This window comes from Moraxella sp. CTOTU47579, assembly GCF_032004885.1.
In the GTDB taxonomy this organism is placed as follows: domain Bacteria; phylum Pseudomonadota; class Gammaproteobacteria; order Pseudomonadales; family Moraxellaceae; genus Faucicola; species Faucicola tetraodonis.
In genome coordinates this window covers 36,450-51,071 of sequence record NZ_DALZOJ010000012.1, presented here as the reverse complement: position 1 = coordinate 51,071, position 14,622 = coordinate 36,450, and the positions used below count along the sequence as shown (strand labels likewise).

General features: G+C 44.1%; 15 protein-coding genes and 1 other RNA gene. 9 read left to right on the top strand and 7 right to left on the bottom strand.

Annotation, left to right across the window (positions count from 1 at the left end; translation table 11 throughout):
* The 3 genes from RTP55_RS08860 to RTP55_RS08850 form a co-directional block, all read left to right on the top strand.
* Nucleotides 1-1,642 (top strand): phosphomannomutase/phosphoglucomutase (locus RTP55_RS08860; RefSeq protein WP_312385627.1); only part of this gene is annotated, 1,642 nt, incomplete at its 5' end.
* Nucleotides 1,643-1,703: 61 nt separating this feature from the next.
* Complete coding sequence (argB, locus tag RTP55_RS08855; protein ID WP_076774514.1) at nucleotides 1,704-2,600, top strand: acetylglutamate kinase; 897 nt, start codon at nucleotides 1,704-1,706, stop codon at nucleotides 2,598-2,600.
* Nucleotides 2,601-2,932: 332 nt separating this feature from the next.
* Nucleotides 2,933-3,439 carry a BLUF domain-containing protein gene (locus tag RTP55_RS08850; RefSeq protein WP_050324054.1) on the top strand — a complete coding sequence of 169 codons (507 nt, stop codon included), beginning with the start codon at nucleotides 2,933-2,935 and terminating at the stop codon, nucleotides 3,437-3,439.
* A gap of 133 nt (nucleotides 3,440-3,572) precedes the next feature.
* Here the strand turns inward: RTP55_RS08850 and rnpB are convergent.
* The 4 genes from rnpB to coaD all read right to left on the bottom strand — a co-directional run bounded on the left by rnpB (nucleotide 3,573) and on the right by coaD (nucleotide 5,266).
* Nucleotides 3,573-3,927: RNase P RNA component class A (gene rnpB / locus RTP55_RS08845), an RNA gene on the bottom strand.
* Between the two features lie 28 nt (nucleotides 3,928-3,955).
* The gene (locus RTP55_RS08840; protein WP_007115445.1) at nucleotides 3,956-4,369 is read right to left on the bottom strand and encodes a PaaI family thioesterase; all 414 of its coding nucleotides are present in this window, start codon (nucleotides 4,367-4,369) and stop codon (nucleotides 3,956-3,958) included.
* A gap of 65 nt (nucleotides 4,370-4,434) precedes the next feature.
* Nucleotides 4,435-4,698, bottom strand: a complete 264-nt coding sequence (locus RTP55_RS08835; RefSeq protein WP_007115444.1) for a YfhL family 4Fe-4S dicluster ferredoxin — start codon at nucleotides 4,696-4,698, stop codon at nucleotides 4,435-4,437.
* Between the two features lie 43 nt (nucleotides 4,699-4,741).
* Nucleotides 4,742-5,266, bottom strand: a complete 525-nt coding sequence (gene coaD, locus RTP55_RS08830; protein WP_007115443.1) for a pantetheine-phosphate adenylyltransferase — start codon at nucleotides 5,264-5,266, stop codon at nucleotides 4,742-4,744.
* A 390-nt stretch (nucleotides 5,267-5,656) separates the two neighbouring features.
* On the opposite strand from coaD, the gene smpB reads away from it, so the two are divergent.
* On the top strand, nucleotides 5,657-6,127 hold the full coding sequence (gene smpB, locus RTP55_RS08825; RefSeq protein WP_203171597.1) for an SsrA-binding protein SmpB: 471 nt from the start codon (nucleotides 5,657-5,659) through the stop codon (nucleotides 6,125-6,127).
* On the top strand, nucleotides 6,124-6,915 hold the full coding sequence (locus tag RTP55_RS08820; RefSeq protein WP_203171596.1) for a methyltransferase domain-containing protein: 792 nt from the start codon (nucleotides 6,124-6,126) through the stop codon (nucleotides 6,913-6,915). The genes smpB and RTP55_RS08820 overlap by 4 nt, the downstream gene beginning before the upstream one ends.
* Here RTP55_RS08820 and RTP55_RS08815 read toward each other — a convergent pair.
* Nucleotides 6,912-8,114, bottom strand: coding sequence for an extracellular solute-binding protein (locus tag RTP55_RS08815; protein WP_312385624.1), 1,203 nt, complete (start codon nucleotides 8,112-8,114; stop codon nucleotides 6,912-6,914). The genes RTP55_RS08820 and RTP55_RS08815 overlap by 4 nt on opposite strands.
* A 167-nt stretch (nucleotides 8,115-8,281) precedes the next feature.
* Nucleotides 8,282-8,962, bottom strand: a complete 681-nt coding sequence (locus RTP55_RS08810) for an alpha/beta fold hydrolase (RefSeq protein WP_312385622.1) — start codon at nucleotides 8,960-8,962, stop codon at nucleotides 8,282-8,284.
* A 248-nt stretch (nucleotides 8,963-9,210) separates the two neighbouring features.
* Between RTP55_RS08810 and RTP55_RS08805 the strand changes: the two genes are divergently transcribed.
* Nucleotides 9,211-10,083 (top strand): rhomboid family intramembrane serine protease, encoded by an 873-nt coding sequence (locus RTP55_RS08805; protein WP_312385621.1) that lies wholly within the window; start codon nucleotides 9,211-9,213, stop codon nucleotides 10,081-10,083.
* A gap of 150 nt (nucleotides 10,084-10,233) precedes the next feature.
* A complete protein-coding gene (locus RTP55_RS08800; RefSeq protein WP_312385620.1) occupies nucleotides 10,234-11,775 on the top strand; it encodes a fumarate hydratase in 1,542 nt (513 codons plus the stop codon).
* Nucleotides 11,776-11,985: 210 nt separating this feature from the next.
* On the opposite strand, the gene RTP55_RS08795 is transcribed toward RTP55_RS08800, so the two are convergent.
* Nucleotides 11,986-12,207, bottom strand: coding sequence for a PspC domain-containing protein (locus RTP55_RS08795; RefSeq protein WP_312385618.1), 222 nt, complete (start codon nucleotides 12,205-12,207; stop codon nucleotides 11,986-11,988).
* 472 nt (nucleotides 12,208-12,679) lie between these two features.
* Between RTP55_RS08795 and nadR the strand changes: the two genes are divergently transcribed.
* Together nadR and pnuC are read left to right on the top strand one after the other, a co-directional pair.
* Nucleotides 12,680-13,753, top strand: a complete 1,074-nt coding sequence (gene nadR / locus RTP55_RS08790; RefSeq protein ID WP_312385616.1) for a multifunctional transcriptional regulator/nicotinamide-nucleotide adenylyltransferase/ribosylnicotinamide kinase NadR — start codon at nucleotides 12,680-12,682, stop codon at nucleotides 13,751-13,753.
* Between the two features lie 120 nt (nucleotides 13,754-13,873).
* Nucleotides 13,874-14,620 (top strand): nicotinamide riboside transporter PnuC, encoded by a 747-nt coding sequence (pnuC, locus tag RTP55_RS08785; RefSeq protein WP_312385614.1) that lies wholly within the window; start codon nucleotides 13,874-13,876, stop codon nucleotides 14,618-14,620.
* Nucleotides 14,621-14,622: the final 2 nt, after the last annotated feature.

The window sequence follows — 14,622 nt, the reverse complement described above, 5'->3', positions numbered from 1 at the left end:
GCTAATCAGTCGGCTTTTGCCCAGCTTAAGGCTATTAGCGGTGCGTAACTTCAGTCAGTTAGATGTTTTTTTTATGAATACTCTGTTTATTCATCCTTTTTTTCCGCAAAAATCCCTTTTTAAATCTTACGATATTCGTGGTGATGTCACCTTATTTACTGATGATTTTGTCTGGTCATTGGCAAGGGCGTTTGCCGAGCTTTTTGTCTATGCTCACCAAACGACAGCAACAACGCCAACGTTAGCGGCGCCCAAACCGACGGTTATCATCGGTTATGATGCTCGCCACCAAAGCCAAGAAATTGCCAAATATATCGCCTATGCTTGCCAGCAAGCAGGTCTAGTAGTGCAGTGGTTGGGATTGACAACCACACCGATGATGGCGTTTATGGCTCAGCAATTTTCCGGTAATGGGCTGATGGTCACCGCCAGTCATTCGCAAAAACATATCAATGGCATTAAATGGCTTATCAATCATGAGTCGCCAAGCGGTGATGATGTGCAGCAGCTTTATGAGGCTTTAATTGGCTACAAAGCCATTGTGCCTGATGACAGGCTTATTGCTGCCATCAGGCAAACTACTTATACAACGCCCAAGGATTTTTTTGCAGCTTATATCCAGGCTATCGAGCAGGCTTTTACTCACATCAATCAAGCCAAACTCACTCAGACCACCTATTTTCATGCCCCACAGCAAATTGTCATCGACTGTATGCATGGTGCGACCAGTGATTTTGCAGAGGCTCTATTTAGCCAGCTTGGCTATTATTGCATCATGCTAAACGCCTCCCCCGATGGCAATTTCCCCCAAGGTAACCCAGACCCAACGCAATCCAATCGCTTGACACAATTAGCTCACACAGTCAAAGCTACAGGCTCAGATATTGGCTTGGCTTTTGATGGCGATGGCGATCGGGTGATGGTAATTGATGCACAGGGTCAGATGATTAGCCCTGACAATTTGCTTTACCTACTCTCTCGCATTGCCATTGAAGAATTGCCCAGTACGTATACATCAACTGATAAAAAAGTCATTTTTGATGTCAAATGCTCGCATCACGTACCCAATCTCATCGCTTCGCATGGCGCCGCCCCGATAATGACCAAAACTGGCAGTAGCTTGATGCGAAAGTCGCTACAAAACAAATCAGACAACGCGATTTTTGCAGGTGAGTTATCAGGGCATTTTATTTTTAACGATGGCTATTTTGTGCTACATGACGACGCCATGTACGCGGCTGCCCGCTTGCTCAATTGGCTAAGCCATCAGCCTATCAGCCTTAACGATATTCTAGCAAGTTTGCCCACTTGCATTAGTACGGCGGATATGTACCTACCTATCGCGGATAACCATTATGGTCAAACCGTGATTGCTCGTATCACGGCACTGGGTAAAAAGCCGTTTAAACGGTTAAAATCTTCATTTGCGGTCAAAAATGTCAATACGATTGATGGGTTACGCTTGGATTTTGCGGAGGGATTTGGTATTTTACGCAAGTCAAATACGGGCAGTTTTTTGACCGTGCGTTTTTCTGCCAATGACGTCGCCGAGCTGCGGCATATTCAATCTATTTTTGTTGACTTATGTCGTACGATTGATGAAAACCTTGCCGAACAAGTCGCACAAATTCAGCCTGTATAAACACCGCTTGTAAAATCGCATTTTAAAAAACGTCTCTAGCAAAATTATATAAGGATTTGAAATGGCATTAGATCTTGAGCAAGCCATGCATACCGCTGACGTGTTGACCGAAGCACTACCCTACATCCAGCGTTTTGAAGGTAAAGTGATGGTGGTCAAATACGGCGGCAATGCCATGACTGATCCGATATTAGAGAGTTCTTTTGCCAGAGATATCGTCATGCTAAAAACCGTAGGCATTCATCCTGTGGTTGTCCATGGCGGCGGTCCACAAGTCGATAACTTGCTTAAAGAATTGGGGCGCAGCTCTGACCGTATTGATGGCATGCGAGTGACCGACAAAGCCACCATGGATGTGGTGGAAATGGTACTTGGTGGTAGCGTCAACAAATCTATCGTCAATCTCATCAACAAACACGGTGGTCGTGCTATTGGCTTAACCGGTAAAGATGCCAGTCTCATTCGCGCTAAAAAATTACCCATGAGCAAAACGGATGAACAAGGCAACGAACAACAAATTGATTTGGGATTTGTGGGTGATGTGGTCAGCATCAATCGCGATGTGATTGATTTGATGATTGCCTCTAACTTTATTCCTGTCATCGCACCGCTTGGCGTGGATGATGAAGGCAATACTTACAATATCAATGCCGATGTGGTGGCGGGGAAAGTCGCTGAGTTCATGCTCGCGGAAAAACTGATTTTGCTCACCAACATCAAAGGGGTGCTTGATAAAGAAGGCAATGTTGCCACTGGACTTACCCCTGCCAAAGTTGATGAGATGATTGCCGATGGCACTATCTCTGGCGGTATGATTCCAAAAATCAGCTATGCCCTAGAAGCAGTAAAAAACGGGGTAAAAAGTGCGGTGATTGTCGATGGTCGTGTCCCGCATGCGACATTGCTAGAGGTCTTTACCGATAAAGGCGTTGGCACCCTCATTAGCCGCCATCCTTGAAGTAGCTTTTGCGTCACTTATGTTTTTGGGTTGCTTTTGGTTTAATAAACCGCTGATTCAAGCGGTTTTTTTTCGCTCACGATATTGGTCAAATATTGTGCTTATTAGCAATATTACCTCTCTCAACAATAATCGCCCAGTTGCGCTAATCTTTATACCAACGATAGGATATATTTTAGTATTACAACACAAATGTAGTTGGTATTTTTTCTAATATTGACTATCATGACTATTTTAATTTGCAAATTTATATAATGTTGCAAGCGGCTGTAGTGGATAATAGCAATTATTTGAAGTTGATATTCACGTACCACTTACCAAGGACTATTGGGATGTCGCAAAAATACTTTATGGCTTATTGTAGTGAGATAACGCTAACTGCAGCGTTAAATCAACATACGTTTACCCACATTCTGAACCAGTCGATTAAAAATAATACCCGCTCTGGTATCACTGGTTTTTTGCTGTACGATGCCGGTAAGTTTTTTCAGTATTATGAAGGCGATGAGTTAGCATGTGTAAACTTGCTGCATGCTTTAAAACAAGATAATCGCCACACCCATATCAAAATCATTGGTCAAGGCTATATTTCAAACGCCGTATTTGACAACTGGTTTATGGGTTGTTTTGATTTATCCAAGCATTCCTATCTCTTTAAACACCATGCTTTTATCGAATCATTTGATGTCTATAGTTGGTGTATGCAAGAAGTCGTCAAGCTGATTGATATCATGTCAGAGCAAAGAATCACTTACATCACGCCGCAAAAACCTATCAAATCACTGTTTAGTAAACGCTTTATGCGTATTCGAAATTTCACCCTGCCGTTTCAAGGTTAGTGGCTAATGTCAAATCTACTAAATCGAGAAATTAAGCTAGCTATCAGGGTTTGTAATAATCAGGAAGTTAAAACGATATTATTGCCACCCGTAAAAATAAAAAACCTATTGATAACAATAGGCTGATTAAAATAAGCATGGCAAACCGATAAGCCGGGTTCTGTCTAGGACGAACATTCATCTAGGCGTATCGTTACCAATACGCTCAAGCAACCTACCCGTGTCCAACGCGGGCAACGCCATACGGACACCTATTTGGTCTTGCTACGAGTGGAGTTTACCTTGCCATGAACTGTTACCAGTCATGCGGTGGGCTCTTACCCCACCCTTTCACCCTTACCTTATTGCTAAGGCGGTCTACTCTCTGCTGCACTTGTCGTAGGCTTACGCCCCCCAGCCGTTAGCTGGCACTCTGCCCTGTGTAGCCCGGACTTTCCTCCCCTTACCCACTGTAAACAGGGACAAGCAGCGTTCGTCTGGTCTGCCAAGGCAAGCATTATAGCAGGCTTTATCTATTTAGTCACGGTCAGCAGGCAACGCATACGTACCGACTGCATGCGCCACAGGTCTGTCATCACCTTCTGAATAAATCAATACATCGCCTACCGCAAGCGTGCGCCCGACTTTGATAAGCTGGCATTTGGCGATAAGGTTGGCTTGTGCAGAGGGTTTTCGCAGAAAAGACACGTTAAGATTGGTAGTCACTGCCAATGGCACGATACCGATTTCACCCAAAATAGCCACATATAGCGCCACATCGGCCACTTTCATCATCACAGGCCCTGATACCGTGCCACCCGGTCGTAATTCATCATCACCGATAGGATGGGATACAATGGCTTGACCGTTACCAACCGATTCGATATGGCAGTTGGCTTGGGGGAAAGATTGCTTCAGAAAAGCACTCAGTTCTGCTTTATTGGCGGGCATAGACATTCCTTATCTACAATAGCGTTGTTAAAAATCGACGCTGTGAAAATAGCAGTTGTGAAAATTTATTGACTGGTTTTAGTTTGGGTGATGCGCTCAAATTTGAGCAGCAACTGCGCTGGCGTCTCTAGATAGTTGGGATCTTTTGGGATACAATCAGGTACAGGACAAAACAGCGAACACTGCGGCTCATCAAAATGACCGACACACTCGGTGCACAGCGCAGGGTCAATCTCATAAATCAACTCGCCCACATAAATCGCATCGTTGGGGCAAAGGGGCTCGCAGACATCGCAGTTGATACATTCATCAGTGATTATTAATGCCATAGCTTTTAAAACATTTACCAAGAAACGTTTATTTTACCACGACTTACCAACCCTGTTGTTTTTTTCGTTCAAACGCCTCTTCGACACATGGCGGTACAAATTTACTCACATCACCCTCTAATTTGCCAATTTCGCGCACCAGCGTTGAGGAGATAAAAGAATATTGCTGCGATGGGGTCAAAAACACCGCTTCAAAATTTGGGTCTAGTTCACGATTGAGATTGGCGAGCTGAAATTCATACTCAAAATCTGACATTGCCCGTAGTCCACGCAGTACACCGGTGGCTTGTTGATTTTTTGCCAAATCCACCAACAACCCATCAAAGCCAATCACAGATATATTGCTCAAATCTTTATCATGACAGGCTTTTTCTACCAATCCAATCCGTTCCTCTAAAGTAAATAGCGGTTTTTTATGATGCCCAATCGCCACTGCGACAATCACCTCATCAAACAGGCGGCAAGCGCGTTTAATCAAATCAAGGTGCCCTTTGGTAATCGGGTCAAATGTACCCGGATAGATAATTTTAGTATAAGGGGTGGCAAGTGGCTGGCTGGCTGCTGACATGGCTGTCTCTTTATGATAAATAATGCGCTATTTGGCGCTAACAATACGGCTAAAACAAAGATTGCTAGTTTGTTGCTAATCCTAGCAAAATTTGACCCCAATTAACAATCAAATCTCACTATCAATTTGTGTTTAGCGTGTTATCATGACAGCTTTGCAGCATTTTACCCAAAGCTTAATGAAAAATTAGGGTAACGCCTAGCAATCAAAAACTTAAATTTAATAATCGAAATCTATGAATTGATTTATTGGGATTTATCGCCATATTAAACGGCTTGTCATACTGATTTATGGCAACACGATTGTTGTAATAAGATTATTACAATAAGATGATTAACACACGCTGTGCAGCATTGGGTACGTCCGCGATGTTGCAGCAAGGAAACCTAAATGACTAAAAAACCAAAAATGCCTAGCCTGATTGCTAGCAACAAAAAAGCGCGTCACGAGTATTTTATTGAAGAAAGCTTTGAAGCGGGGCTTGAGCTACTCGGCTGGGAAGTCAAATCCATCCGTGCGGGTAAAATGCGTATCACCGAAAGCTATGTGATTTTTAGAGATGGTGAAGCCTTTTTGTTTGGCGCGCACATTCAGCCGTTGCTATCGGCATCGACTCACATTGTTGCTGACCCCCTTCGCACCCGTAAGCTGCTACTACACCGCCGCGAGATTGATAGGCTCTTTGGCATGGTCAACCAAAAAGGTCATACCTGTGTGGCGCTCAAAGTGTACTGGAGTCATGGACGCGTCAAATGCGAAATTGCCCTTGCTAAGGGTAAAAAACTGCACGATAAACGCGCCACCTTAAAAGAGCGTGATTATCAACGCGAAAAACAACGCGGATTGAAAAATCTTGTATGATGAACCAAGACCGCAATTTTGATGACATCAGCGCGCATTTTGAAAAAAAAATATACGGCGGCTTAAAAGGTGAAATTCGCCTTGCCGTGCTGCGCCATGATATTTTTGGCTGGGTAAAGTCATGGCAACAGACACACACCCGACCCCTTCGCATGTTGGATGTTGGTGCAGGCTTGGCGCAAATCAGTATCGAGCTTGCCAAAGACGGTCATGATGTCACCATCAATGACATCTCTGCCAATATTCTTGAGATTGCCAAACAAAATGCAGGCGAGGCAGCACAAAATATCACTTGGCATACCTGCCCCTATCAGCAATTGGATGATAAATTAACGGGCAAATACGATTTGATTCTGTGCCATGCGGTGCTTGAGTGGTTGGCTGAGCCCAAACTGATTATGGATTTTTTTGATAGGTGGCTTGTCGATGATGGCGCTGAAAAAGGGGTGCTATCGCTGTGTTTTTATAACCCTGCCAGCTTTGTGTATCGTAACTTGGTGATGGGCAATTTTAATCTACTACATAATAAAGATTTTAAAGCCGATAATGGCAGTTTGACCCCCAATCACCCGGTGGCAAAAGATGAGGTGATTGCTTGGATTGGCGACCATCATTACCAAATCTTGCATACCTCAGGGTTACGGGTGTTTCATGATTACTCACCGCTCAAGCGTGGTGGACATACCAATCCACAAGCGGTGATTGATATGGAAGTCGCCTATAGCGGACAAGACCCATATAAATGGCTAGGGCGTTATTTGCATTTTTTGGTGAGCAAAGCTAATTAGTAATAACCCGCTTGCTGCATTGAATCGACTGCCAACGCTTGTCTTTCGCCATACAGTCTGACAGGTATCGGGCTGACTTCGATATCCCCCCAAGACTTGAGTAATACTGAGGCTTCGGCATTGGGGTCAATTGGAAAGGTGTTACTTAAACTGGCATACAGTGATTGCTGATCTTTGGCAGCCAGCCATTCAATCAGCCCCAGCGCCAACTCGGTATGCTTGGCGGCATGGGGAATGGCAACCCCTGTGATGTTGGTACTGACGCCGCCGTAGCCCTTATTGATCCATTTGATTTTAATCGGGGTATCGGGATGCGCTTGTAGATAGCGTCCGTAGTGGTTGCTGTTGACCAGACCGATTTGGCATTTACCGCTTTCTATGGCCTTTAGCACTTCACTGTCATCCAGCAGCACAGGGACACTTAGATTGGCAAGCCAACCTTGCATCACTTCTTGGGTGCGTTTATCGCCTAGATTATTGATGAGATTGACCACCAGTGACTGATTAGGGATATATTTGCCTTGGCTTAGGCACAGTTTTTGTGACCATTTTAGTTTAGACAAGTCGGCATAGCTTGAGATATCATTGGTATGGAGTACACGACTATCATACACTGCGGTACGCGCGTAGCTAGATAACGCAATCCAATTGCCATCAGGATCACGGTAACGCTCTGGGACATGCGCCACTGCTTTTTCGGCATTAAAGGGTTGTAACAACCCTTCTTCGACTGCGGTACTAAAAATACCCGCATCTTCAGTCAAAATCACATCCGCAGGGCTATTGGCACCCTCTGCTTTTAACCGTGCCAAAATTGACATTGGTTCATCTTGCACGATATGAATCGGCACATTGATTTGCCTAGCATAGCTAGTTAATAACGGCTCAAGGGCCGCTTTGTCAATGGAGGTGTAAATCGTGAGTTGATTGGGCACTGCTGGAGTTGTACTCGCAATACTTGCATTTGGGGTCGCATTGGTATTACTGGCATCATTGCCATTAGCGCTCGAAGCGGTGGTCGAAGCCGATTGTGACGTTTGGGATGGCGGCGTCGATGACGGACTACAGGCAGTTAAGGTCGCACCCGATATACTGACCAAGGCAATTAACAAAGCGCTGATGGCTGATGATTGCGCATTGACATTGGTACGCACCTTATGACCCATCATACAACCCATCCCATCACTTGCTTTCAACACAGCTTAACCTTCTTCAACAGCTTTGCCTGACCATCGCTAAATGGATTATGGCTAAATACATCATCGCTCAATAGCGCGCCTAAAAAACTTTGGATGATTATAGCATTTTGCCCCAACGTAATTCTTAAAAAAACTTTGAATTGACGGGTTTTTAACCCTATTTTGTCTCAACAATTTTTTGTATGCAAAAAATGCCCTTGTTGCAAAAAGTGATGGATTTGTATCGCTACTTCATCATTTATCAGGAGTCCCGTATGGGACGCATTGATGATGATATGGTCTTTGGCAGCGGCAAGCTGGGTTTCGTGCACAAACACCGTGCCGTCATTGGGCTGCAGATGCGGCTCAAGCTTGGCAAGCTCACGGTTACGGGGTAATACCACTTTGCCAAGCCCCACCGACCGAACCCCCGCAATACTACCTAGCTGTACTCCATCGTTGAGTGCAGGTGCACTGCCATCTAGCCCCTGTAGATACGAGCGACCGATGAATTTGGGCAGGATTTTGAACATGTTATTGGCACTGATGCTACCATTATGCGGCGTTCCAAGTGTCACACAGCGCGTAATCTGCCACTGTGGATAGCGCTGCAAAAAGTCTCGAATGACCAGCCCACCCAGACTATGACCGACCAAATAAATAGGCGCATTCGGTTTTTCATGTTTGGTCAGCCAGCGGTGCAAACGGCGGCTATGGTTGGCAAGATTATGCGCGACGCTAAAATACCCAAACCTGTGACACTCATAGCCAAGTTTGGTGAGTTTTTTGGCAAGCGGTCGCATCGCCCAGGCATGCATGTGCAAACCATGAATGAGGATGACAAGCGGTTTGGGTTGGCGTTTTATCATAAAGCCTTTTGTATCTATAATTTTTATCTATGATGCTAAAAATTTGGCGAAAATGCCGCCCACTTAGCTTATCATTTTCTAGATTGAGCAGACGGATTTGCAAAACATTGTTACCATTTCATACTATAATTGCGATTTATGAATTGATGATAATGATTTTATACAGGCTTTTTTCTTTTGAAATTTTGGCTTAAATTGGCTTACACTTAAATTGGTTTACACTTAAATTGGTTTATATAAGGCGCGCTATGGCATTTGAATCCCCAATCCAACAAGCTTTACAACACTACCCTATCACGTTGGCGTTGGTGGTAATGTGTGTTGGGGTGTTTGCCTTACAGCTATTTTTTGGCGTCAATCCGACCCATCCCACTAACCAATCGTTAATTGCTTGGGGTGCCAATTTTTTACCCTTTTCACTGGGTGAAGCGCCGTGGCGATTGGTGACCAGCTTGTTTTTGCATATTGGTTTTATGCATTTGCTGTTTAATATGTTTGCTTTGTATTATTTTGGACAAGTTGCTGAGCGGATGTTTGGCGCTGTCAATTTTTTAGGGTTGTTTTTGTTGTCAGGTATTGGCGGCAATTTACTGAATAACTTTTTGGGCTTGCATAGCGTGATGGCAGGTGAGCCGCCAATCATTAGTGCCGGTGCGTCAGGCGGTATCATGGGCATTGGGATGGGGCTATTGGTGACAGCGCTAACCAAAACATCGTTCAATAATTTTGCGTTAAATTTTCGCTCGTTATTAATAGTCATGGTGATTAATTTGGGCTATGGTTTTTTGGTGGGCGGTATCGATAATGCCAGTCATGTGGGCGGTGCAATCATAGGTGGCTTGCTGGGCATGGTGTATGTCATGCAGTATCGTATTATCCGCCAGCAGCAGCTATTCGCCCATCAAACTAGTAGCGCGCATTGGCAACCCAATCATCTTGGTGATGGAGCAATCTCTGATAGCACTGCCCCATTCATTCCGCCTTCTTTAGTTGTGTTAAAGGGTAAAATTATCACTGCAAGCTATGTAGCTTTGATAGTGGGATTTATAGCGATGTATGGCTGGCTACATATCAGTTTTATGCAATTATTGAATCTTGCATTGCCAAGTATTATCCACTAATTGTTAATAATTTTTTAACGGGATAAAAATTTTAGGAGTTAACCGTTTAAAACGCTTATTCCTGCGCCCTTTTGCCAATCTTGTTTGCCAATCTAGCAAATGACAATGCTATAATAGCGCCACTATTTAGCCAGTGAAAAGGACCAGCCAATGACCGTCATCAAGAAAGACGACTTTATCAATTCTATCGCCAACGCCTTTCAATACATCAGTTATTATCACCCAAAAGACTTCGTTGATGCTGTATATGAAGCATGGCAAAAAGAAACCAACCAATCTGCCAAAAACGCCATGGGGCAAATCCTCACCAACAGCCGTATGTCAGCGATGGGTCATCGTCCGATTTGCCAAGATACTGGTAGTGCGGTGGTGTTCCTTGATATCGGTATGAACGTGCAATGGGACTTAGGGGATGACGCTGATATGAGCGTGGAAGACATGGTTAATGAAGGGGTACGCCGTGCTTACAACAATCCTGACAATCCATTACGGGCATCCATACTAGTAGACCCAATTAGTAAACGTCAAAACACCAAAGACAACACGCCAGCGGTGGTTCACATGAGCGTGGTACCGGGTGACAAAGTTGATGTGATTTGTGCCGCAAAAGGTGGCGGTTCAGAAAACAAAGCAAAATTTGCGATGCTAAACCCCTCAGATTCGATTGAAGAATGGGTGTTAAAAACCGTTCCCCAAATGGGGGCAGGTTGGTGCCCACCTGGTATTTTAGGTATCGGTGTCGGCGGTACACCAGAAAAAGCTATGATGCTTGCCAAACGCTCACTCATGGAACACATTGATATCCATGATTTACAAGCCAAAGCCCAAAGCGGTGCCGAGCTTGATAGCGTTGAGCGCTTACGTCTCAATATGTATGACAAAGTGAATGAGCTTGGCGTTGGCGCCCAAGGCCTTGGCGGCTTGACTACGGTACTCGATGTGAAAGTACTAGACTTTCCTACCCATGCCGCAAGCAAAGCCGTTGCCATGATTCCAAACTGTGCGGCGACTCGTCATATTCACTTTACCCTAGACGGTCAAGGTGAAGCAGCCTTGCCGGTACCTTCACTATCAGATTGGCCAGAAGTGTCATTTGGCTCCGATGATGTGATTAAAGTCAATGTTAACGACTTAACCAAAGAAACCTTAGGTCAGTTTAACATCGGTGATACCTTACTACTTAGTGGTAAAATCTTAACGGGTCGTGATGCCGCCCATAAACGCATGGTCGATATGCTTGCCAAAGGTGAAGCGCTACCCGTTGATTTACAAAATCGCTTTATTTATTATGTCGGTCCTGTCGATGCCGTGGGCGATGAAGTGGTCGGTCCGGCGGGTCCCACCACCTCAACGCGTATGGATAAATTCACCGACACAATCTTGGATCAAGGCTTGATTGGGATGATTGGTAAATCCGAGCGTAGCCCTGCGACCTGTGAAGTCATTGCCAAACATGGCGCAATTTACCTCATTGCCGTGGGCGGTGCCGCTTATCTGGTATCAAAAGCTATCAAAGGCGCTAAAGTGCTTGCCTTCCCAGAGCTAGGTATGGAAGCGATTTATGAGTTTGAAGTAGAAGATATGCCGGTGACGGTCGCTGTTGACAACCAAGGTAACAGTATCCACCGCTTTGATAAAGTCGCAGAACGCGCCCAGCAAGTGATTGCCGAGCCTGTACGTTTTGTGCCTTAGTCAATTTTTTCAAGATTTTTGATATAGACAAAAGCCTTAAGCATTCCCTTAAGGCTTTTTGTTTGGGCTAAAAAAATACCCAGATAATGTATTATCTGGGCAGGAGGAAAAGCGGAGAAGTTTATAGTTATTGTTATAGCTAGTTGTTATTATTCATAATATTTCTTTTTTTAATTGTTTAGCTGGGCTACAAATACGCCTATACACCCATCAAACCACACGGTAGGAATTTTGGGTAGCATTTGGCATGACAATCCATAAAACGATATATATCAGAATGCCAGGCACTGCCACACTCGCGGTTGAGATAATCACAAACAACAAACGCACCAATGTTACATTCCAGCCTAAATACTCTGCAATACCCCCCATCACACCTGCAATCATACGATGATTCTGAGAGCGATGAAGTTTTACCAGTTTATTTGCCATTCAATTTTTTACCTGTTAAAAATAAAGAAAACCACTTACGACTTAGTTAAAACCTAACATCTTTAAAATTTAATGCCTTTAAAACGTGCTGCCGTTAGAAAACTCAGTGCCATCAGCTAAAATTACTAATTAAAGATGCTATGTTTTGGTCATGATTTATTATAAGCAAATGCAGGGTGTAGTTGGGTGACAAAACGTAGAATGATGTTTCTTTTGGTAACTTTTTCTACAGCATTATTATCATGAACGATTATTACGAGCACAGTTTTGCGGCTATATAGCGTGTGTGGTAGCGTGTGCACCGATTCTTACAAATTGTGATACTAGCGTTACAAACGATTGTAACTTCATCGGGGCTAATCGATTATCATAGCGTTACTTTATATCCTTATTAGGGATATGTATCCAAGTAATCAAACAATCAAGTCGATAAAGAATAGTTAAAAAACCATGATAAAGTGTTGAGGAAAGCATGATGCAAGATGTGGGTATCATTATTGGACATTTTGAGCCGCTGCATTTGGGGCATGTAAGAACGATTTTGCATGCGTCTGGGCAAGTCAAAGAGTTATATATTTTTATTACCGCTCACCCTGCGCCAAATCCAAATTTTTCCATTGATTTGAAAGACAAAGCGCGCTGGATGACCATGGCATTTGCTGATTTGCCATTTGTGCATATAGAGATTTTACCTGATTTGGTAACCCCCTCGTATGAAGACAATTATCAAGATTTGAGCGTTGATCAGGTCAATGCGGTATTAGCGGATTTGCAACAACGTTATCCCAAGTTGAGCGCATCTAGCGATAAGGCAGAGGTAGTAACCCCGGTTGTGTTTATGGATGAAACCCATCCGTTTGTCGATTATGGTTTACATTTACCCGTGGTGACCACGCCACGCCAGCGCGGTTTTGATAGCCGCAAGATTCACAATAACCCCGCGCTGTATTGGTCAGCCATTCACCCGCAAGCGCGAGGTGACTACACCAAAACTGTGGCATTGGTGGGTGGTGAAAGCTCAGGTAAAACCACACTACTACATAAACTAGCCAACTATTATGGTGCAAGCTATGGCTTAGAAATGGGACGGCTGTTTGTACAAACCGATTTGGGGGGTACTGAGCTTGGTATGCAATACGATGACTATCCGCTCATGGCAACTGACCATGAACAAGCGATACGCGCCGCTAAACGCTTTGCCCCTGCCCCAATCACTTTGGTGGATACAGATTTTGTGACCACGCAAGCATTCTGTGAAGAATATGAAGGGCGTACCCACCCGTTTTTGACCGCCTGTATCGATGAGTTTCGCTTAGATTATACCCTGATGCTTGCCAATAACACCCCTTGGGTCGCAGATGGGATGCGATCCCTAGGCAGCGAGTCCCAGCGTGAGCGTTTTGAAAATCGTTTAAAACAAATCTTTGCCCGTCATCATATTGCGCCGCTGTTTATTGATAGTCCAGACTATCATCAGCGATTCTTGGATGCGATTGCGCTTATTGATGCACACGTTTTTCACCACTATCAAGATATCGAGGCATAAAATAATTTTCTAGACATGCTTAGTAGACACGCTTGGTAAATATGCTGAAAATTTTTGGTTTTATTTTTTAAAGCTTAATTAAAAAATGTTGTTATGGTTGTAATGACTGTTGGAGGCGAAATGCGAATTGCGATTTTGGATAAAATTACCGGTGAATGGGCACAAGAATGGACGGTGGTATGGTTCTTTTTTGGGGTGGTGGCATTGGCTACGGTCTTTTGGTTGACCACAGAACATCGAGCGTTAGACTGGTTTTATTTGGGGGTGTCTTTTATCGGGCTATTGTGTGTGGTATCGCTAAGTTTTCGCCGCAATGTCGCGGGTAATGGCTTTGGTATGTTGGCAACGGCGGGCGAAACCATTGTACAGGGAACCGCAGGTGCGGTGGGTTTGATGCTCGCGCCGCTGTTTAACTTTTTTACCCATTTATATGGCATTTTTTATTGGTCAAAAAATACCGATGGCGATGGCAATATGATTCCCAAATCAGCCAATAAAATTGTGTGGTTGGTAACCATTGCCTTTATCGCGATTGGCTTGGCATTATTTCCAACTGTCAATAATTGGCTAGCGTCGATGGGTTATGGCGTGGTCGCCAACGATGGCAGTAAATTTTTGGGCGTAATTGATTTTTTTTGGATTAATGTGTTGGCATTTGTGCTATCTATCACAGCGCAAGCCACGATGATTTTACGCTATTCATTTAACTGGTGGTTATGGATTGTGGTGAATTTTGTCTGGCTGATTGTCAACTTGATGTCGCAAAATTATATTTTTGCCATTCAAACCATGGTGTACCAAATCAATGCGTTTGTGGGGCTGTATGAATGGTATCGCAGTGAGCAAAAAGCCAAAGGCTTAGTCTAGTA